This is a genomic window from Corynebacterium sp. HMSC22B11 (assembly GCF_001815965.1).
Lineage (GTDB): Bacteria > Actinomycetota > Actinomycetes > Mycobacteriales > Mycobacteriaceae > Corynebacterium.
Map to the genome: position 1 here is coordinate 38,997 of NZ_KV823507.1, position 19,446 is coordinate 58,442.

General features: G+C 64.5%; 15 protein-coding genes and 1 tRNA gene. 9 read left to right on the forward strand and 7 right to left on the reverse strand.

Annotated elements, in window-relative coordinates; all coding sequences use genetic code 11:
• Nucleotides 1–117: 117 nt before the first annotated feature.
• Complete coding sequence (locus HMPREF3088_RS07355) at nucleotides 118–1,548, forward strand: NAD(P)/FAD-dependent oxidoreductase (RefSeq protein ID WP_012360311.1); 1,431 nt, start codon at nucleotides 118–120, stop codon at nucleotides 1,546–1,548.
• Between the two features lie 91 nt (nucleotides 1,549–1,639).
• Here HMPREF3088_RS07355 and HMPREF3088_RS07360 read toward each other — a convergent pair whose 3' ends face one another.
• Nucleotides 1,640–2,116 (reverse strand): PaaI family thioesterase, encoded by a 477-nt coding sequence (locus HMPREF3088_RS07360; protein WP_070759122.1) that lies wholly within the window; start codon nucleotides 2,114–2,116, stop codon nucleotides 1,640–1,642.
• Nucleotides 2,117–2,159: 43 nt separating this feature from the next.
• Here HMPREF3088_RS07360 and gndA point away from each other — a divergent pair, with 43 nt between their 5' ends.
• The 6 genes from gndA (at nucleotide 2,160) to HMPREF3088_RS07390 (ending at nucleotide 9,765) form a co-directional block, all read left to right on the forward strand.
• Entirely contained in the window at nucleotides 2,160–3,659 is a 1,500-nt protein-coding gene (gene gndA, locus HMPREF3088_RS07365) for an NADP-dependent phosphogluconate dehydrogenase (protein ID WP_070759123.1), read from the forward strand.
• The gene (locus HMPREF3088_RS07370; RefSeq protein WP_070759124.1) at nucleotides 3,660–4,961 is read left to right on the forward strand and encodes a DEAD/DEAH box helicase; all 1,302 of its coding nucleotides are present in this window, start codon (nucleotides 3,660–3,662) and stop codon (nucleotides 4,959–4,961) included.
• A 78-nt stretch (nucleotides 4,962–5,039) separates the two neighbouring features.
• Nucleotides 5,040–6,437: a hemolysin family protein gene (locus tag HMPREF3088_RS07375; protein WP_070759125.1), complete on the forward strand. Its 1,398-nt coding sequence runs from the start codon at nucleotides 5,040–5,042 to the stop codon at nucleotides 6,435–6,437.
• Nucleotides 6,437–7,471 (forward strand): hemolysin family protein, encoded by a 1,035-nt coding sequence (locus HMPREF3088_RS07380; RefSeq protein ID WP_070759126.1) that lies wholly within the window; start codon nucleotides 6,437–6,439, stop codon nucleotides 7,469–7,471. The genes HMPREF3088_RS07375 and HMPREF3088_RS07380 overlap by 1 nt, the downstream gene beginning before the upstream one ends.
• Before the next feature lie 46 nt (nucleotides 7,472–7,517).
• Entirely contained in the window at nucleotides 7,518–8,465 is a 948-nt protein-coding gene (locus HMPREF3088_RS07385) for a 3-methyladenine DNA glycosylase (protein ID WP_070759127.1), read from the forward strand.
• 40 nt (nucleotides 8,466–8,505) lie between these two features.
• Nucleotides 8,506–9,765: a vWA domain-containing protein gene (locus tag HMPREF3088_RS07390; RefSeq protein ID WP_246818111.1), complete on the forward strand. Its 1,260-nt coding sequence runs from the start codon at nucleotides 8,506–8,508 to the stop codon at nucleotides 9,763–9,765.
• A 57-nt stretch (nucleotides 9,766–9,822) separates the two neighbouring features.
• Here the strand turns inward: HMPREF3088_RS07390 and HMPREF3088_RS07395 are convergent, their stop codons facing one another.
• The 4 genes from HMPREF3088_RS07395 to secA2 form a co-directional block, all read right to left on the reverse strand.
• Nucleotides 9,823–10,356: a MerR family transcriptional regulator gene (locus HMPREF3088_RS07395; protein WP_070759129.1), complete on the reverse strand. Its 534-nt coding sequence runs from the start codon at nucleotides 10,354–10,356 to the stop codon at nucleotides 9,823–9,825.
• Nucleotides 10,357–10,617: 261 nt separating this feature from the next.
• Nucleotides 10,618–11,361 (reverse strand): transcriptional regulator FtsR, encoded by a 744-nt coding sequence (locus HMPREF3088_RS07400; RefSeq protein ID WP_070759130.1) that lies wholly within the window; start codon nucleotides 11,359–11,361, stop codon nucleotides 10,618–10,620.
• 5 nt (nucleotides 11,362–11,366) lie between these two features.
• Nucleotides 11,367–11,801 (reverse strand): oxoglutarate dehydrogenase inhibitor Odhl, encoded by a 435-nt coding sequence (odhI, locus tag HMPREF3088_RS07405; protein ID WP_070759131.1) that lies wholly within the window; start codon nucleotides 11,799–11,801, stop codon nucleotides 11,367–11,369.
• Nucleotides 11,802–11,897: 96 nt separating this feature from the next.
• Complete coding sequence (gene secA2 / locus HMPREF3088_RS07410) at nucleotides 11,898–14,219, reverse strand: accessory Sec system translocase SecA2 (RefSeq protein ID WP_070759132.1); 2,322 nt, start codon at nucleotides 14,217–14,219, stop codon at nucleotides 11,898–11,900.
• 134 nt (nucleotides 14,220–14,353) lie between these two features.
• Between secA2 and rraA the strand changes: the two genes are divergently transcribed.
• Both rraA and HMPREF3088_RS07420 read left to right on the forward strand, forming a co-directional pair.
• On the forward strand, nucleotides 14,354–14,851 hold the full coding sequence (gene rraA / locus HMPREF3088_RS07415; protein ID WP_141759452.1) for a ribonuclease E activity regulator RraA: 498 nt from the start codon (nucleotides 14,354–14,356) through the stop codon (nucleotides 14,849–14,851).
• A 62-nt stretch (nucleotides 14,852–14,913) separates the two neighbouring features.
• Nucleotides 14,914–14,990: transfer RNA gene (locus HMPREF3088_RS07420), tRNA-Pro, on the forward strand.
• Nucleotides 14,991–15,163: 173 nt separating this feature from the next.
• On the opposite strand, the gene HMPREF3088_RS07425 is transcribed toward HMPREF3088_RS07420, so the two are convergent.
• Together HMPREF3088_RS07425 and HMPREF3088_RS07430 are read right to left on the reverse strand one after the other, a co-directional pair.
• Nucleotides 15,164–18,253 (reverse strand): type I restriction endonuclease subunit R, encoded by a 3,090-nt coding sequence (locus HMPREF3088_RS07425; protein WP_070759134.1) that lies wholly within the window; start codon nucleotides 18,251–18,253, stop codon nucleotides 15,164–15,166.
• Nucleotides 18,246–19,415, reverse strand: a complete 1,170-nt coding sequence (locus HMPREF3088_RS07430; RefSeq protein ID WP_070759135.1) for a restriction endonuclease subunit S — start codon at nucleotides 19,413–19,415, stop codon at nucleotides 18,246–18,248. Before HMPREF3088_RS07430 ends, HMPREF3088_RS07425 begins: the two co-directional genes overlap by 8 nt.
• Nucleotides 19,416–19,446: the final 31 nt, after the last annotated feature.

Genomic DNA, 19,446 nt, shown 5'->3' on the forward strand with positions numbered 1-19,446 from the left:
GGCCTTAAGCATTAGGATTGTTGAAGCACGCTTCGTGAGGATCTCACAGGGTCCGTATATCAGCGAGAACTTGAATACAAAAACCAAAAATATTGTGCTGAGGAGCATTAGTTTCTTATGACCACCAACTCCCTTGGTCCAGCAGGTAAGCGCCACCACGTCGTCATCATCGGCGGCGGTTTCGGCGGTCTGTTCGCGGCAAAGAAGTTCAAGGGCAAGGACATCGCGGTCACCATCATCGACCGCACCAACCACCACCTGTTCCAGCCACTGCTGTACCAGGTCGCGACCGGTATCCTGTCTGAAGGTGAGATCGCACCTTCCATCCGCCAGCTGATGGCTGACGACGAGAACATCCGCGTGATCAAGGGCGAGGTCCGCAACATCGACATCGACGGCCAGAACGTCACCGCGGACCTGGGTGGCAAGGAAGCTGTCATCGAGTACGACTCCCTGATCCTCGCTGCGGGCGCTGCACAGTCCTACTTCGGTAATGACCACTTCGCCGAGTTCGCGCCGGGCATGAAGTCCGTCGACGACGCGCTGGAGATCCGTGCCCGCGTCACCGGCGCCTTCGAGCGCGCCGAGATCACCACTGACCCGGAGGAACGCCGCCGCCTGCTGAACTTCGTGGTCGTCGGCGCTGGCCCGACCGGCGTGGAGCTGGCTGGTCAGCTGGCTGAGATGGCGCACCGCACCCTCGCCAAGGAGTTCCGCGAGGTCGACACCAACGACGCCCGCATCATCCTCATCGACGGTGGCCCGCAGGTTCTGCCTCCGTTCGGCAAGCGCCTGGGCCGCAAGGCTCGCCGCAAGCTTGAGGATCTTGGCGTCGAGGTCGTCCTGAACTCTCTGGTCACCAACGTGGACCGTGAGGGCGTGACCTACAAGAACATGAAGACGGGCGAGGAGTCCTCGATCCCGAGCTACGCCAAGATCTGGTCCGCCGGTGTGGCCGCTTCCCCGCTGGGCAAGCACGTCGCCGACCAGGCTGGTGTGGAGTCCGACCGCGCGGGTCGCGTCATGGTCAACGAGGACCTGACCCTGGGTGAGCACAAGAACGTCTTCCTCATCGGCGACATGATCAATCTCAATGGCCTGCCGGGCGTCGCCCAGGTCGCTATGCAGGGTGGTCAGTACGCTGCGAAGACCATCATCGACGAGATCGAGAATGGCACCAGCCCGGAGGCTCGCGCTCCGTTCGACTACTTCGACAAGGGCTCCATGGCGATCGTCTCCCGCTTCAACGCTGTGGTGAAGATCAACAAGGCCGAGGTCTCCGGCTTCATCGGTTGGCTGATGTGGCTGGCCCTGCACCTGCTGTACCTGGTCGGCTTCCGCAACCGCGCGATCGCCGCGTTCAGCTGGGGCCTGAACTCCGTGTCCCGTCGCCGCTGGCAGCTGGTTGCTACCCGTCAGCAGCTGCACGCCCGTAACGCGCTGAACAAGCTGCGCAAGCTGGAGGACGAGAAGGGCATCCGTTCCCTCGAGGTGCGCGATAACCTCAAGTTCGGCGAGGGTCGCGACACCCCGGCTGACGCCGACTAGTTCCCGCGCTGGCGCCCGAGGGCGCTAGATGCCACGATCCCCCGGCCCCACCTTCGTGGTGGGCGGCCGGGGATTTTTGCTTGGCGCTAACTCACTTATTCATCACGGCGGTCTTCAGCATGGTCAGTGCCAGCAGCTTGCCGGTCTCCTCATTGCGGTGCTCGACGCGCCACAGGTGGGAGGTCGACCCCAGGTGCTCAGCGGTCGCGGTGGAGACGATGACGTCGCCGGCCTTCGATGGCCGCAGGAAGTCGGTGTTATTGTTCGTTCCGACGACGATCGGGCCCGCGCCCGCGGCGACGAAGCTGGCCATGCTGGCTGCGGTCTCCCCCAGCGTGGCGTAGATGCCTCCGTTGGTGATCCCCCAAGGCTGCAGGTGCATCGGTTTCACCTCGAGGCGCAGGGTGAGGGAATGAGGTGCTACCTCGGTGTAGTGAACACCCAGCGCGTCTTCCAGCCCGTTGGTTGCGGTCGAAATTCCATTGAGGGTGTCGAGCTCTTCGCCGGTGAGCTTACGCTGACTAGCCGTGCTACTGAGCTGCAACATGGTCTTCACGTGTTCGTTCATGTCAATAGATTAACCACGAAGTGTCGGGGTAAACTGGGAAATCATGAGTAAACCTTCGGCACCGAATCTTTCCTCGAATCAGGCACCCGCAGGCGCACCAGATGGCGAGCTCGCCCAGATCGGCGTGATCGGCCTGGCGGTGATGGGGTCCAATATCGCCCGCAACTTCGCGAATCACGGCCACACCGTGGCGGTTTTCAACCGCACTTTCGCCCGCACCGAGGGCTTCATGGATAACTTCGGCGAGCAGGGTTCTTTCATCCCAGCCGAGACCTTGGAGGCCTTCGTCGCCTCCCTCGAAAAGCCGCGCCGCGCGCTGATTATGGTGCAGGCCGGCCCCGCCACCGATGCCATGATCGAGCAGCTCGCCGAGCTCATGGACCCGGGCGACATCATCATCGATGGCGGCAACGCCCTGTACACGGACACGATCCGCCGCGAGAAGGAGATCTCCGCGCGCGGCCTGCACTTCGTCGGCACCGGTATCTCCGGTGGCGAGGAGGGCGCCCTGAACGGGCCTGCGATCATGCCGGGCGGAACCGCCGAGGCCTACGAGTCCCTGGGCCCGCTGCTGGAGTCCATTTCCGCGAAGGTTGATGGCGAGCCATGCTGCGCCCACATCGGCCCGGACGGCGCCGGCCACTTCGTCAAGATGGTCCACAACGGTATCGAGTACGCGGACATGCAGGTCATCGGTGAGGCTTATCACCTGCTGCGCTACGGGGCGGGGCTGAGCCCGAAGGAGATCTCCGAGGTCTTCCGCGAGTGGAACACCGGCGAGCTGGAGTCCTACCTCGTGGAGATCACCGCGGAGGTCCTGGCGCAGGTCGATGTCGAAACCGGCAAGCCGCTTGTGGACATCATCGTGGACGCAGCCGGCCAGAAGGGCACGGGGCGCTGGACCGTGAAGTCCGCCTGCGACCTGGGCATCCCGGTCACCGGTATCGGCGAGGCAGTCTTTGCCCGCGCGCTCTCCTCTGATGGCCCTGCCCGCCAGGCCGCCCAGGGCAAGCTCGCTTCCGGTGAGCTGGCTGCCCCGGTGGACGCTGCCCAGCGGGAGGACTTCATCGAGGACGTCCGCCGCGCACTGTACGCGTCGAAGATGGTCGCCTACGCCCAGGGCTTCGACCAGATCCTCGCCGGTTCACAGGAATACGGTTGGGACGTCGACCCCCGGGACCTGGCTCGCATCTGGCGCGGTGGCTGCATCATCCGCGCCCGCTTCCTCAACCGCATTGTCGATGCCTACGAGGCTGACCCGCAGCTGCCGTCCCTGCTGCTGGACGAGTACTTCCTGGAGCAGATGTCTGGCCTGGTGGATTCGTGGCGCCGCGTCGTCGGGACCGCGACCGCGCAGGGGCACCCGGTTCCAGTGTTTGCCTCCTCGCTTTCCTACTACGACTCCCTGCGTGCCCAGCGCCTGCCGGCCGCGCTGATTCAGGGCCAGCGCGACTTCTTCGGCGCCCACACCTACGGCCGCGTGGACAAGCCTGGCGCCTTCCACACCCTCTGGTCCGGCGATCGCAGCGAGGTCGAGGCTTAAGTGCCGTCGCCTGACCCCGAGCCGCCGTCTTCCCAGCCCGAGTTTCGATCGCTCGGGCTACCAGTAGCGCTCGCACAGTCCCTGCAGCGCGCGGGGCTGCGTGAGGCCTTCCCCATCCAGGCCAGCGTGATCCCCTCCGCCGTTGAGGGCAAGGACGTGCTGGCCAGCGCTCCGACTGGTTCGGGAAAAACGCTCGCCTTCGGGCTTCCCATGCTGGCCCGGTTGAGTTCCGGGGATCTGCCGCGCGCGACCCGGCCGGGCAATCCTCGGGGTGTGGTGCTCTGCCCCACCCGCGAGCTCGCTGAGCAGGTCTTCGAGAACCTGGACCCGCATGCCGCAGCTCTGGGCCTGCGTGCGCTGGTCCTGGTGGGCGGGGTGAAGGTGCGAGCCAATCTCACCTCCCTGGCCCGCACGGTGGATCTTGTCGTGGCCACCCCGGGTCGGTTGAACGACCTCATTAAACGCCGTGCGATCTCCCTAGAGCACTGCGCCGTCACGGTCGTGGACGAGGCCGACCACATGGCAGACCTCGGATTCCTTCCCCAGGTGCAGGCAATTCTCGAACGCACTCCGCAAGGCAGCCAGCGGCTGCTCTTCTCCGCGACCTTAGACGGCGAGGTCGCAGCACTGGCCGAGGGCTGGACTCGCAACCCAGTCCGCATCGACGCCGCAGGCGCACGCTCCGCCTCGCCAGTTGCTCCGGACCACGCCGCAACCGACGCCGGAGGCGCACATGACCGGGACGCGGCAGGCGCACGAGCCACGGCGGCTCGACCAACCCCACGCCCCACCAAGGGCGCGGACGCCCCGGTGGAGTTCCTCCTCAGCGAGGTCGCTGATAACGGACAGCGCCAGGCGGCGGTCCGCGCGATCGCACGCAAGGTGCCTCGCGTGATTTTCTTCGTGCGCACCACCCACGCGGTGACGCGCTGGGCGAAGTACCTCTCCGCGGGCGGGGTCAAGGTCTCCGCCCTGCACGGCAATCGCGGCCATCAATCCCGCCAGCGCGCGCTCGCGGACTTCCGCGAGGGTAAGGTGCGCGTGCTTGTCGCCACCGACATCGCCGCCCGGGGAATCGATGTGCCGGGAGTGCGCGCCGTCGTACACATCGACCCGCCGCGCGATCCCAAGGCGCTCGTACACCGCTCGGGCCGTACGGGCCGCGCGGGTGCGTCCGGCACGGTCGCCCTGCTTGCCTTCCCCGACCAGGTTCGCGAAGTTTCGACCATGATGCGGGCCGCTAACCTGGGCTACGAGAAGGTCGAGTCCACCAGGCTCGTCCGCCGGATTCTCCGTGAATAGCCACCACCGTCCCGGTCCGCCGGAGCACGCACAACCCACCACCCACTCACTCCTCGCCAAGGACAACTTCTCAAGAATATGGACATACTGCTGAGCATCCTCGGCCTCGCGGGCTTCATTGCGCTGACCGCGGGTACCGGGCTGTTCGTCGGGATCGAGTTCGCCATCACCGGTCTCGAAAGATCGACCATCGACCAACACGTCAAGGACAAGAACGACGGCCCGGCACGCCTGATCCAAAAGGCTCACGGCGAGCTCTCCCTGATGCTCTCCGGCGCGCAGCTGGGCATCACGATCACGACCCTGGCTACCGGCTTCCTCGCCGAGCCGATCCTGGCGAAGTTCTTCACCCCGATGCTGGATCTATTCGGCATCCCGCACTCCGCCTCGATGGCGATCGCGCTGGCCCTCGCCGTCATCCTGGCCACGGCCCTCTCCATGATCTTCGGCGAGCTGGTGCCGAAGAACTTGGCGATCACCGACCCGATCAAGGTTGCGCGCTTCACGATCCGCCCGGTGTGGGCTTTCAACCAGTTCTTCCGTGGTTTCATCTCTTGGCTGAACAACCTCGCGAACTTTGTGCTGCACCGCTTCGGTATCGAGCCGGCCGATGAGCTCGCGAGCGCCCGTAGCCCGAAGGAGCTGGCCGCCATCGTGAAGTCCTCCGCCGGCACCGGCGAGTTCACGCAGGCCAAAGCACAGATCCTGGACCGTTCCCTGCGATTCCGGGACATTTCCGCCGACGACATCATGACGCCGCGTTCCACCGTCGAGTCGCTGGATGAGGAGGACACCGCGGACAAGCTGATCCTGCTCGCCATGGAGACCGGCCACTCCCGTTTCCCCGTTACCCGTGGCGATTTGGACGACACGATCGGCGTCGTCCACGTCAAGGACGCGGTCGCGCTGCAGCCGGAGCGGCTGGCGACGACCACCGTCAAACGCCTCGCCCGCCCCGTCCCCACCGTTCCGGAAAGCCTGGGCGGGGAGGCCGTCCTGCAGAGCGTGCGATCCGCCGGTTCGCAGCTCATCCTCGTCGCGGACGAGTACGGCGGCACCTCCGGCATCATCACCATCGAGGACGTCGTCGAGGAAATCGTCGGCGAGGTCTGGGATGAGTACGACGATAAGGACGAGGACGCCGAGGTCCGCCGCACCGGGCAGATGTGGGAGATGTCCGGCCTGGTCCGTACCGACGAGATTTTCGAAGAGGTCGGCTACACCGCCCCAGACGGCCCCTACGAGACCCTCGGTGGGCTCGTGATGTCCGCCCTGGGCAGGGTACCGCTGGAGGGCGACCAGGTGGTCCTCCCCCGCTCCGAGCGGGAACTCCGGGACTCGTTTGAAAGCGGGCTGAACAACCGCTGGTTGGCGCGCGTGGTGTCGATGGATAAGCACCGCGTCGATCGGGTGATCCTGAGCCCGATCACCGAGGAACAGGCCGCCGAGTACATCGATGAGGAGGGTGAAAACTAATGGGTGATCTGTGGGGCATTCTTCTTGCCGCTTTTCTGATCCTGGTCAACGCCTTCTTCGTGGCGGTGGAGTTCGCGCTGATCTCCTCCCGTAAGGACCGCCTGGACTCGATGATCGCCTCGGGCAACCAGCGGGCGAAGAAGGTCCGTTACGCCGTTGAACACCTGACTATCATGCTGGCGGGCGCGCAGTTCGGTATCACCATCGCCTCCGTCCTGCTGGGCATGATCGGCGAGCCGGCGATCGCCCACCTCATCGAGGCCCCGCTGGCGGCCCTGGGGCTGCCGGAGAGTTTCGTCCACCCGATTGGCTTTACCATTGCGCTGCTGTTGATCACGATGCTGCACATCGTGCTGGGCGAGATGGTGCCGAAGAATATCGCGCTCGCCGGCCCTGAGACTGTCGGCACGTACCTGGTTCTGCCGCACCTGGCGTTCGTTAAGGTGACGCACCCGATCATGGTCGTGCTGAACTGGATCGCACGAACCGTGCTCCATGCACTCGGTGTTGAACAGAAGGACGAGCTGGATTCCACCGTCTCGCCGCATGAGTTGGCGAACATGATCGCGGAGTCCCGTTCCGAGGGCCTGATCGCCGCCGACGAGGCGGACCGCATCTCCAACGCCCTGGCTAGTTCCCGCCGCGCGATGGGCGAAGTTCTCATCCCCCGTGAGGACGTCTACGCCCTGCCGTTCGGGACGTCCGGCCCGACGGTCATGGAGGTGCACCACGCGGTGGTGGAGACGGGTTTCTCCCGCTTCCCTGTCGCCGATTCGAACGGCACCTGGTTGGGCTACGTGCACGTCAAGGACGCGCTGGACGACTTCCTTGCAGACCGCGACGTCGCCGTCCCTATCCGCCCGCTGATCACCGTGACGAGCACGCAGAACTTCGACCTGGCGATGCGCGCGATGCGCGTGAACTCCTCGCACGTGGCAGCGGTCGTGGAGAACGGGCGCACCATCGGGCTGGTGATGCTGGAGGACATCATCGAGGAGCTCGTGGGCACCGTTCGCGACTGGACCCACGACTAGAAGCACTAGGTCCCCCCGAAGAGAAAAGGAGGCAGCAGAGGCCTGCATGGCTATTGATACTCAGCTATCCCCCACCCGCCCAGCCGAGCGTGTGCTGGGCTGGGATGATTGGCAGGCCCGCGAGGCTGCCCACCAGCAGCGGGTGGAATCGCTGACCGCGGCACACCAGGCGCGCCGCCAGCAGGGTGAACGCCACCCGGTGTGGGACTTCCTCTTCAGCTACTACCCCGTGACCCCTGGGAAGCTGAAGAAGTGGCACCCGGGGCTGGGCACAGCACTCGAGATCCACCCGGACGAACCGGTGGAGGGGTTGCCGCAGGTAAAGGATTTCTACCACCGCGTTGGGAATACCTGGGTGCTGGATCCAGCGGCGTTTCTGGCGCGCCGGGGCGGAACCGCCCGGTTCATCCGGCGGCTGCTCGCCTCGACGGCTGCCCGGCCCGCGGTCTTAAGCTGCTTCGGGCTGCACGAGTGGGCCATGGTCTACCGGGATGCCCCGCGGCACCCGGAGCCGCTTCGGCTGGGTGCGGCTGGCACCAACGAGGTCGTGGAATGCCACGAGCTGAAGTGCACGCACTTCGACGCCTTCCGGTTCTTCACTTCTTCTTCCGCACCGATGAATGCGAATCAGCTCACCAGGGAAAGCCAGGAGCTCTTTGAACAGCCGGGCTGCCTGCACGCGGGCATGGACTTGTACAAGTGGGCGACCAAGCTGGGTCCGGTGGTGCCGGGCGAGCTGTGGGTGGATTGCTTCGAGCTAGCGCGGGATTTCCGGCAGCTGGACATGGAGGCCAGCCCCTATGACCTGCGGGAATGGGGTTTCGAGCCGGTGCGCATCGAGATGGCCGAGGGAAAGGCGGAGTACGTCCGCCGCCAGCGAGAACTGACGACCAGGGCCCAGGAGCTGCGCGGCGAGCTGCTGGAGCTTCTGGATCTGCTGCTCAGCCACGAGGACCAACCCCGGCAGCCGACGCAGGACGCGCCGGACATGTGATCGACGGCTGGGGTGCACCGGGCTGCACTAAACTGAAGGTTTGAACACGATTTTTGGAGGGTCGATGGCGCGTCACGCGAGTGGTGAGAATAACTTCAAGGTCGCCGGGTGGGTCTGGGCCGTGCTGATCGCGGTCGTGCTGGTCACCGCACTGATCATCGGCTGGTCAGCGGTGTCGAAGAATAACCAGGAGACGGTGGCCGCCGAGGAGTGCGCGGAGGGCGACTACGAACTGAGCGTCTGGGCCGCCCCCAAGGCCAAGTCGGCGGCAGAGGACCTCGCAAACGCGTATAACGACGCCGACCGGGTCGTCGCCGATCACTGCGTCACCGCCGCTGTCTCCGAGGTCGCGGACCGCGACGGCCTGTCCAAGCTGGACTCTGAGGTCCCTGCAGCGTGGGTTCCGGAGGACGCCGCGGCAGTCCTTCCGGCCGCGAAGGATCACGGCGTGCGAGCGGCTGGTAGCACGGCCCCGACGGTCGGCGATCCAGCCCGACCGGTGCTCCGCCTTGAGGCCGGCGACCGGGTGCCGGAGCTTGGCCAGCGTGCGGCTTCAGACTTCACCAGCTTCGCGGTTGAGGAGCAGAAGCTGCGGACCACCGAGGTTGCCGCGCTGACCGGTGGCAAGGGCGAGGGCACTAAGGACGCGAAAAGCGGCGAGGACGAGAAGGCTAAGGGCTCCAAGAAGGACAAGGATAAGGCGAAGAAGCCGGCGCTGGCTCGTGGCACGGACGTCACCTTCCTGCTGGATACCTCCGACGCGATGGGTGTCGTCGAGGGCGATGCGCGCCGCCTCGACGTGGTGCGAGGTGCACTGCACTCTGCCTTCCAGCGGGTTGGCGAGAACGAGGGTGCGGTGAGCCTGTGGAACTATTCTTCGCAGCTCTCCCCCGGGGCACGTACCCCCTACCGCGTGAACGTTGACCTTTCGGCCCGCGATGGTGGGGCGGCCGCCGGTGCGGTGCTGGATCAGCTGAATGTGGGCGGTGGCAACCACGCGAACGTTTCCATCTCGGCCGCTCACAAGGCGGCGGTGGATTCCGCTGCGGCAGCGGGCGCGGAGAAGCCAGCGGGCCGCATGGTCGTGGTGCTAGCAGGTAAGAACCAGGACGAGCTCTCCGTCGAGCAGCTGAAGGCCCAGCTGGCGGCGGCCAACCCGCAGGTGCGGGTGGACATCGTGGGTATCGGTGGCGATGTTTCCGCAGACGAGCTCACGCAGATCGCGGAGGCTACGGGTGGAAAGTTCTACCCCGCCCGCGACGCGAAGGCCGTGGACGGGGTACTGAAGGATATTCTTTAAGCCCCGCTGCGGTCAGGGGGGGGCAGCGAGGCTTAAAGTTTCTCGAAAGGCTGCGGCCTAGGCCAAGCGACGGCGCCGACGACGCTCTGCGAGCTCGTCGATCGCCGGGTCCTGGGAAATCTTCTCCGATGGGAAGCTCGTGATATCGCCGCTGAGCTCCTTCATCAGGCCTGGAACGGCGATGCCGAACACGCCCTGGCCACCGTTGAGCAGGTCGATGACCTCCTCGGAGGAACGGCACTCGTAGACGGTCGTGCCGTCGGAGACGAGGGTCAGGCCGGCGAGGTCATCCACGCCGAGGTTCTCCAACTTGCTGACTGCCTTGCGGATGTTCTGCAGGGAGATGCCGGTATCCAGCAGGCCCTTGACGATCTTCAGCACGAGGATGTCGCGGAAGGAGTACAGGCGCTGGGAACCGGAGCCGGAGGCGTTACGGATGGAGGGCTTTACCAGGTCGGTGCGAGCCCAGTAGTCGAGCTGGCGGTAAGTAATACCTGCGACCTGGCATGCGATGGGCACGCGGTAGCCCACCTCATAGTCTGGCCCGTGCACATCGAAGAGTGCATCCTGCTGGCCTTCGTTCGTACCCATTCGCTTCTCCTGACCGTGGCCGCTTACGCGGTCCCCTCTTGTTAGTTAAAGAATAGCCGGGTCGGCGGACACGTCAACCGCAAACCCTTAAGTTCAAGTTCAAGGTTAACATTAACATCCACAACAAACGACACATGTGTAACAACACGCGTGTCAGATAACTTTTGCGGACGCCTCCGGCTTCGCCTTCGACCAAAAACTAAGGCCCGCGCCCCTCCCCTGTGCGGGAAGTAGGCGCGGGCCCAAAAAGCTCTAGAGAATCTAGTCGAGGTTGCCCTTCACGATGGCGGCGTTGAGGGAGAGCAACAGCGCAGAGACCTCGCGAGCTGTTTCCGCGGAACGCTGGCGCGCGTTTTCGTCACGAGCGTGCTTCAGCGGATCGGAGACGCGGGAGACCAGGTCGAGCTGGCGGTGCGCGATGGTCATCATGGCCTTGAGGTGGCGGCCGTCGAGGCCGAACTCGCTGAGCCGGTCCGCCAGCTGCACGATCGTGATGTCGTCCACGCTGAAGAAACCGGACTGGTCGGCCATGACGAGCCCCAGGCGGATCAGGCTGCCGGTGAAGGAATCCTCCACGCCAGCACGCGCCGTCAGGTCCGCGCGGGTCAGTCGGCGTGGCTCCGAGGAACGGAACTGCTCCGCGGACATCGCACCGGCGATCTGACGCTTGGCGTACACCGGGGTGACCTTCCCGGCGTCCATCGCATCAAGCTGCTCCTTGATGACCTTCAGCGGCAGGTAGTTATCGCGCTGGTGGGTCAGGATGTAGCGCAGGCGCTGAATGTCCTCCGGGGAGAAGCGGCGGTAGCCGGACTGGCTACGGCGCGGGGTGATGAGCCCCTCGGATTCCAGGAAGCGGATCTTGGAGACCGTCACGTCCGGGAAATCCGGCTTCAGCTGCTTCAGCACATCGCCGATGGAGGCGGTGGGAAGCACCTTCTCTCCGGTCTGCGCCGGGTTCTGCTCGAGCAGCTTCTTCGCTGCGTTACCTTCTTGTGCCGCCACGGTTTTTAGCTTTCCTTCGCGCCGTTCAGGAACACGAGGCGGAACTTGCCGATCTGGATCTCGTCACCGTTGGACAGGACCGCGGAGTTCTTCGGCTCGCGGTTGACGTAGGTGCCGTTCAGGGAGCCGACGTCCACGACCTCGTAGTCCGCACCGTTGCGACGGAACTCGGCGTGGCGGCGGGAGACGGTGACGTCGTCCAAGAAGATGTCGCTGTCCGGGTGACGGCCAGCGGCGGTGGTCTCCTGATCGAGGAGGAAGCGGGAACCGGCGTTCGGGCCGCGCTTCACCACGAGAAGGGCGGAGCCCTCCGGCAACCCCTCGACACCGGAAGGAGATGCGTCGGCCTGGGCGCCGGACTCCATCTCCTTCAGGAGGTCCGCGCGAAACACCGATGTGGTCTCGACAGATGCCTCCGGCTTACCGGTGTTCTGGCTCATAGTGAGATCCTCTCTGGAACGTATTTGGCTAACGACAACACAATACTACCCCGCAAGCGATGGAGAGTCACCGCGGTTGTTTTCACAAGTTCATAACTATCTGAACATCTGCGCCACAGAGCCGATCAACGAGCCGCCACCGCTGGAGAGCGGATTGTCGTTGACCATATAAGTCCAGGTCGCAGACGGCTTGTGGAGGCCGAGGCCATCCAGGTCCACGCCTTCGCTGGTGAACTCCGCCTCAGCAAAGGTGTCCTCCGCCTTGTTCACCGCACGGGCTGCCAAGTCACCGAAAGCGGCGATGGACATGCGGTGGAACTCGTCGATGGGCGATTCCCGGGCGATGGCGCGCAGGTGGATGGACTCCCGGATGTCGTCCAGATAGGCCAGGTGCTCGCTCCACTCCAGGTCCAGGTGGAAGAGCATGATCGCGCGGGCCGATTGTTCCAGCACGGGCTGCTCGATGCCCTGCCCCTGCAGGCTGGCGGCCTTCTGTGGCTGTGCTTCGGCGAGCTCCTGCCAGGCGGCATCGGTGTCCAGCAGCTTCTGACGACGGGCGTCGATGATGTCCCGCTGGTCCTTGATGAGCTTGTTGTACTTCCAGGTCGTGGCGTGAATGTCCAGCATCTGGCCTTCGGTGACGCGCTGGCAGTGGTCGACGAAGTTCGCGACCTTCTTCTGATTCAGGCGACCGCTCGCGTCCGGCTGGGCCTCCAGGCTCTCCCCGGCACCGCCGGTTTCCACGACATCATCCTGCAGGGAGACGAAGAAGACCGAGCTACCAGGGTCGCCCTGCCGGCCCGCGCGCCCGCGCAGCTGGTTATCCAGGCGCTGGGAGCGGAACCTGCCCACGCCGACCACGTGAAGTCCCCCGGCCTCGACGGCGGCATCGCGGGCGGACTCGTCCTTACCGCCGAGCTTGATATCCGTACCACGGCCTGCCATCTGAGTGGAGACGGTGACGTGGCCGGGGCGTCCTGCTTCGGCGATGACGGCGGCCTCGGCCTCGTGGTTCTTCGCGTTCAGGATCGAGCTCTGCACGCCACGAGCCGCAAGCGCCTCGGCGATGCGCTCGGAGGCGGCGACGTCCTGGGTGCCGATGAGCTGCGGCTGTCCGGTCTCCTGAACTGCGAGGATGTGTTCGATGACGGCGGCGTCGCGTTCCTCGTCGGTGGCGTAGATGCGGTCGGCCTCGTCGAAGCGTTTGGTCGGCACGTTCGGGTCGATGACCGAGACCTGCAGACCGTAGAACTGGCGCAGCTGGTCCCCGGCCGCCAGGGCCGTGCCGGTCATGCCGCAGACGGTCGGGTACATGCCGATCAGGGCCTGGATGGTGATTTGGTCGAGGATGCGCCCACCATCGGTGACGCGCAGCCCCTCCTTGGCCTCCACCGCGGCCTGCAGGCCATCGGGCCAACGCTGCAGGTCGGCAATACGGCCCCGCGAGCCGTCGATGAGGGCGACGGAGCCGTCCTTGACGATGTAGTGGACATCCCGGATGAGCAGGTGCTCGGCGTGCAGGGCGACGTTGACCTGGACGAGAGTCTGGCCGGCGTCCTCGCCATCCTTGCCTTCCGAGTACAGGGAGTCGATGCCGAGGGCCTTTTCAACGAACGCGGAGCCCTTATCTGTGAGGAACACGTTGCGGCGGTCCGGGGAGATGGTGAAGTGCTCGTTTTCCTCCATCCGCTGGACCAGCTGGGTGATTTGCCCGGCTGGCGCGGTGCCCGGCTCGCTACCCGCGAGGACGAGTGGAACGAGGGCTTCGTCGACGAGCACGGAGTCCGCCTCGTCGATGACGGCGACGTCCGCGGGGGTGCGGACGACTTCGGCGCGTTCGGTGGCCAGGTGGTCGCGGAGAACGTCGAAGCCGAGTTCGTTGATCGCGCCGAAAACGATGTCCCGCTGGTAGACCTCGCGGCGCTGCTCGGAGGTCAACTCCTCCTGGATGGCGCCGTGGGTGAGCCCGAAGAAGTCGAACATCGGGCCCATCCATTCGTCGTCGCGGGCGGCGAGGAAGCCATTGACGGTGATGACGTGGACGCGCTTGCCCTGCAGTGCGTAGCCGATGGTCGCCATCGCGCCGGTCAGGGTTTTACCCTCACCGGTGGCCATTTCGGCGACGTCCCCGTTGAGCAGGGCGAGGGTGCCCTGGAGCTGGACGTCGAAGGGGGCCACACCGAGGGTGCGGCGGGTGACCTCCCGGAGGACGGCGAGCAGCTGCGGGACGTCCTTGATGCGCCCCTCCGCCCCCTCCCCTGCCTTGACGACCGCGTCTGCTGCGGCGGCGCGGAGCTCGTCATCAGTAGCGCCGGTGTAGCGCTCGGGGTTGGCCTGCGCGACGACCGCCCGGGACTTCTTCTGATTCTTCTTCGGCGACGTGCCCATCGCACGCCAGAACCAGTCAAATGCAGCCATGTGCTCTTCTATAACCTCGTGTCGGATCGACGCTTGCTTATGCGCCGTCCACTTTACCGGGCAGCCCGGACATGCCCGCCCAAAGTGGGGCACCTTGCTGTTCAGGGGTGGTCCAGCACCTATGCTTAGAGGCTATGAGCGAGATCACTTTTATCCCCACGGCAGATTTGGTTGACATCATCGGAACGGAGTCCCGGTCCTGCGACACGCAGTTCCAGGACCTCGGCGGCAAGGTCGAGTTCTGCGGCCGCATCACCACGGTGTCCTGCTTCCAGGACAATGCGCTGCTGAAGTCCATCCTCAGCGAGCCGAACCCGGGCGGCGTGTTGGTCATCGATGGCCAGGAGTCCCTGCACACCGCACTGGTGGGCGACATCATCGCCGGCCTGGGCCAGAAGAACGGCTGGGCGGGGGTGATCGTCAACGCCGCGATCCGCGACAGCAAGGCCATCGGCGAGATGGACTTCGGTTGCAAGGCGCTGGGCACCAACCCGCGCAAGTCCACGAAGACCGGTGCGGGCGAGAAGGATGTTGTGCTGCGCTTCGGTGGCGTGGAGTTCAACCCGGGCGAGTACGTCTATGCGGACTCGGACGGCATCATCGTCACGGAATCCCCGGTTGACCCGCAGTAATGCCCACTGGCGGGGCTGATTAGTACGCGCCCTGAGCCATGCTGTACTGTTACAGGGCGTAACGGGCTGTGGCGCAGTTTGGTAGCGCACTACACTGGGGGTGTAGGGGTCGCAGGTTCAAATCCTGTCAGTCCGACCACGTGAAAGAAGCCCTGGCCGCAAGGCCAGGGCTTCAGTCGTTTCCGCAGGTCGAAGCAACGGGTAGATCAACCAGCGCCCCCCTAAGCCCCATGGCAAAGCTCACATGGTCACGGATGCAGCCACTGATTTGGCACAAATCTGGCACGGACATTGAGCTCAGGGGCCACTTCCCTACTTGTCCAGCTCACCCATCTCCTTAGCCGCGGCCATGATGTCGGCCAGGGCGTTGATCACACCGTTGAGCACGTCCCGGTCACTGGAGAGCAAGGTGTCGCGCTTCTTACGCTCCGCGATGCCGTCGAAGATCGCCTGCGTCGCCGCGCCCTGGAACTTCTTGGAGCGTTTGAGCTGTTCCTTGGAGTTCGTCCGACCCAGTTTCACCGCCTCGGGCTGCTCGGAGAGTGTGCCCCAGGCGGCGACGATCATCTGCGAGGTTTCATCGGAGTTCACGTCTACACCGGCCATCGAGAAGATGTCGTTAACCTTGTCCACCGCGTCGTAGAATGCGGCGCGCATAGGGGTGCCTTCCCCACCCACGGTGACGTCGAAGGTAGGCACTTTCAGCGCTTCGGTCCCGCCATCGCTCAGCGAGCGGTCGACCTCGATGTCGCTCTGGGTGATCGCCACTCCGGCCAGTGAGAGCCCGGTGATGAAGTCCTCGTCCTCGTCGTCGTATTCGGAGAGGTGGAGGTTGCGCTCCAGCACAGCGGCGAGCATCGCCCGCTTGGAGACCTCCGCGTCGGCGTAGGCGACGATCTGGGAGAGGAACTCATATGCGTGGCGGTATTTCTCTGCGTTGGATTTGAAGTCGCGTGCCGCGTCGCGCCCGTCCTTGCCGGAATCGCGTCGCACCTGCCAGCGCCGGATGATCGGTGCGGCCGCGCCACGGAGCGCCTCCGAGTCGGAGCCAGCCATATAGGCCTGCGCGACCTGCTCCATCTCCTCGGGAGTGTAGAACCCAGAGGTGTCGAGCTCCTCGCCGAGGGTGTGCAGCGCGTTCGGGTCAATGTCTGTGTTGATGGAGGCTCCGGCGTAGTAGCGCTGGAAGTCCTTGACGATCATCTCCGGGTCGTTGACGAAGTCCACCACCATCGGGGTGGGCTTGTTCGCGTGGATGCGGTTAAGCCGCGAGAGTGTCTGAACGGTGGTGACACCGGATAGCTGCTTATCGACGTACATCGCGCACAACCGGGGCTCGTTGAAGCCGGTCTGGAACTTATTCGCGACGATAATGACGCGGTAGTCCTGCTCGTCATCCTTGAAAGCACGCTCGACATCCGGCACGCCGTTGAGCTGCACCTCCGTCACCGGTTCGGAGTCCTCATCCACACGCACCGCGTCGGAGAAGGCGACCAGGGAGCGGAAGTCGTAGCCCTTGGACTGGATGTAGCGGTTCATCTCCTCCGACCAGCGGACCGCGGCCTTGCGGGAGGAGGTCACAACCATCGCGCGAGCCTCCCCGCCCAGGTGGTGGGCGACGTTGCGGCGGAAGTGTTCGATAACGACCTCCACCTTCTGCGCGATGGAGGTTGGGTGGAGGCGGACGAAACGCACCATGTCGGTCACGGCCGCGGATTCATCGACTTCCTCGGTCCGGCCCAGTTCGTCCCGGACCTCGGCCCACATTTGGTAGGTCGAGTAGTTGCCGAGCACATCAAGGATGAAGCCCTCCTCGATTGCCTGCCCCATCGGGTAGGTATCGAAGGCGACGAAGTGCCCGTCCGGGGTTTTGGTTCCGAACAGGCGCAGGGTCTTGCCCTTGGGTGTGGCGGTGAGCGCCACGAAGGTCATGTTCTCGGCGACGGCGATGGCTTCCTGCCGCAGTTCCAGCAGATCGTCGGCGGTGTACTCCTCCCCCTCATCGAGCTCGACGTCCGTGAGCAGCTCGCGCAGCGCTGAAGCGCTGGAGCCAGTCTGGGAGGAGTGCGCCTCGTCCGCGATCACGCACCAGCGCCTGCCCGCGAGATTCTGCTCGTCCTCGAGGAGTTTGAGCACGTGCGGGAAGGTCTGGAGGGTACAGGTGATGATGTGGTCGCCCTCTTCGATCGCCTGGCGCAACTGCGGGGACTTCGCCCCAGCATTCTCGCCGACGGAAACCACCAGACCCAAGGATGCTTCCATCATCTGCATGTCCTGGCGCACGTTGGTGTCCAGCGCAGTGCGGTCGGTGACGACGATGACCGAATCGAAGGTCTTCTGCCCATCCTCCGCCACATGCCGGATCAGACGGTGGGCTAGCCACGCGATGGTCTTGGTCTTGCCGGAACCTGCGGAGTGCTCGATCAGGTAACGGCCACCGGCCCCGCGCCGGGTGACATCCCGGGTGACCCGCTCCACCGCGCGCAGCTGGTGGTAACGCGGGAAGATCAGTTTTCCTCCCGGAGTGCCGCGCTTCGGTGTGGCGTCCGGTTCCCAAACAGCGAAGTCCCTGAGGATGCGGAGGAACATGTCACGCTCCAGCACGTCCTCCCACAGGTAGGAGGTCTCGGACTTGCCGGGGATAGGCGGGTTGCCAGCCCCGCCGTTGAAACCTCGGTTGAAGGGCAGGAAGAAGGTGTCGGAGCCCTTCAGTGCGGTGGTCATGTAGACCTCGGCATTGGAGACGGCGAAGTGGACCAGCGCGCGCCCCGGCTGCAGGAGGCGCCGGCTGGAGCTGGGCACGCGGTCTTTGCGGTATTGCTTGCGGGCGTGCGCCACCGACTGGGTGTTGTCGGTCTTCAGCTCCATCGTCACGACGGGGATGCCGTTGACAGTGAGCACGAGGTCGATGGTCTCGTTAGTTTTGGGGTCGAAGTGGACTTGGCGGATGACGCGCAGGATGTTTTCTTCTGCGCGTTCGGCGACCTTCTCCAGCAACGGGTTCGCGGGCGGGAAGGCGACCATCGGGCCGAAGGCGGCGGAACGAGCCCCGACCTGGGCGTATTTGAAGCCCTCCCGCAGTGTGCCGAGCAGCCCGCCGAGGGTACGCCCGGATTGTGGGTCCTTCCGGGTTTTGGTTTCCAGCCGGTCGGCGACATATTCAAGCAGTTTGCGCTGTGCGACCTCGCGGGTGGCTTCCGGGGCGTCCGCGGGCACCGCCTTGGCGTACTCATCTGGGTACTGGGTGGAGAGCCACGCCAGCACGTCGGCGGGGTAGAGCGCGAGGCGCCGATCCCACCCCTGGTCGTTCTTGCCTTCCTCGTAAGTCCAGCCGCGCTCGGCGAGGGCCTTGCAGATGGCGGACTCGTGCGCGTATTCGCGGGTGATGTCTGAGCTAGGCATGGGTGGGCTCCTCGGCGGTGGGGATATCGATTTGTCCGGTCACGGCCGCGGCGATGACGGCAGCGCGACGCTCGGCGAGTAGGTCGCGCAGCTCAGTGATGTCGGCGAGCATGGCATCGATTTCGGTGGTTTCGCGGTCAATGTCCTTGACCAGACCGTCTTGCTCCGAACGACTCATGTCAGGTACAGGGAAGGACTGGACAAACTGGGTACTTATTCGCTTTAAGCCCCCTGTTCCTAAAACGGAAACGCCCGCCTCATCTAGGAACGTTTGCGACGTCAGGAAGAACGCTAACCAATCGGGGTTCGTTCTTTCACTAGGTCGCAGGGTGTATATCTCAGAGGTTGCCACACCCAGCTCAGTAGTAACGTTTGCCACCATCGCGCGGCCGTGGGTGACTGTCGGGGTGACCTTTGGGAGCAGGACATCTCCGCTTTCGAAGTGCGTGTATGAAGCAAGTTTGTCCTCCCAAGGAGCAACCTTGAAAACTCCTGGTTTCTGATTTGTCCAGACGTCCTCCAGCGGAATAAACGTCACGTCTTCTCCCTTGTCCAGGTCATAAATTCCCGGTGTGGAAGGCGAAACCTTGGCGAATTTCCAGAGGGGTGCGGTGGTAGAGAATTGGTTGAAGGCCGCGGTCACTGCGGTCCTACGCCGCTCCGTCAGCAGCTTTTCCATCTCGTCCAGGTCGGCGCTCATGGCATCGATTTCGGCAGTCTCGCGGTCGAGATAATCCGCGATGGCCCGCTGTTCATCTGGCGAGGCGTCCGGCAGCGGGTAGGACTCGACAAACTGCGTACTGATTCGCTTCAATCCACCGGTTCCCTGCACGGAGGCCCCCGCGAGTCCAAGAAACTCCGTTCCGACAAGCAGGTACGCGAGCCAGCGAGAGTCTGCCCCTGGACGTGCGCGGACCGTGTAGACCTCGGTGGAGGCAACCCCCAACTCGGTGGCGGTGTCCGTAATCATGGTGCGCCCGTGTGTCACCGTCGGGGTAACTTTCGGCAGGAGGAGATCACCCCGGCGAAACGGGGTGTATCCGTTTAAACGCTTCTCCCAGGGAACCGTTCGAAAGTCGTCGGCTTTGTTAGTCGGCCAGACGTCCTCCAGGGGAATAAACGTCACCTCGTCGGACTCGGTGAGGTCGTTGAACTCCGGCATTGGGGGTGATACCTCGGCGAACTTCCACAAC

Bases quoted from the DNA above. Each gene is read 5' to 3' on its own strand.
- odhI (WP_070759131.1), bottom strand. From the start codon at position 11,801: ATGAGCCAGAACACCGGTAAGCCGGAGGCATCTGTCGAGACCACATCG.
- HMPREF3088_RS07360 (WP_070759122.1), bottom strand. From the start codon at position 2,116: ATGAACGAACACGTGAAGACCATGTTGCAGCTCAGTAGCACGGCTAGT.
- secA2 (WP_070759132.1), bottom strand. From the start codon at position 14,219: ATGGCTGCATTTGACTGGTTCTGGCGTGCGATGGGCACGTCGCCGAAG.
- rraA (WP_141759452.1), top strand. From the start codon at position 14,354: ATGAGCGAGATCACTTTTATCCCCACGGCAGATTTGGTTGACATCATC.
- HMPREF3088_RS07355 (WP_012360311.1), top strand. From the start codon at position 118: ATGACCACCAACTCCCTTGGTCCAGCAGGTAAGCGCCACCACGTCGTC.
- HMPREF3088_RS07385 (WP_070759127.1), top strand. From the start codon at position 7,518: ATGGCTATTGATACTCAGCTATCCCCCACCCGCCCAGCCGAGCGTGTG.
- HMPREF3088_RS07430 (WP_070759135.1), bottom strand. From the start codon at position 19,415: ATGCCGGAGTTCAACGACCTCACCGAGTCCGACGAGGTGACGTTTATT.
- HMPREF3088_RS07425 (WP_070759134.1), bottom strand. From the start codon at position 18,253: ATGCCTAGCTCAGACATCACCCGCGAATACGCGCACGAGTCCGCCATC.
- HMPREF3088_RS07380 (WP_070759126.1), top strand. From the start codon at position 6,437: ATGGGTGATCTGTGGGGCATTCTTCTTGCCGCTTTTCTGATCCTGGTC.
- HMPREF3088_RS07395 (WP_070759129.1), bottom strand. From the start codon at position 10,356: ATGGGTACGAACGAAGGCCAGCAGGATGCACTCTTCGATGTGCACGGG.
- HMPREF3088_RS07375 (WP_070759125.1), top strand. From the start codon at position 5,040: ATGGACATACTGCTGAGCATCCTCGGCCTCGCGGGCTTCATTGCGCTG.
- gndA (WP_070759123.1), top strand. From the start codon at position 2,160: ATGAGTAAACCTTCGGCACCGAATCTTTCCTCGAATCAGGCACCCGCA.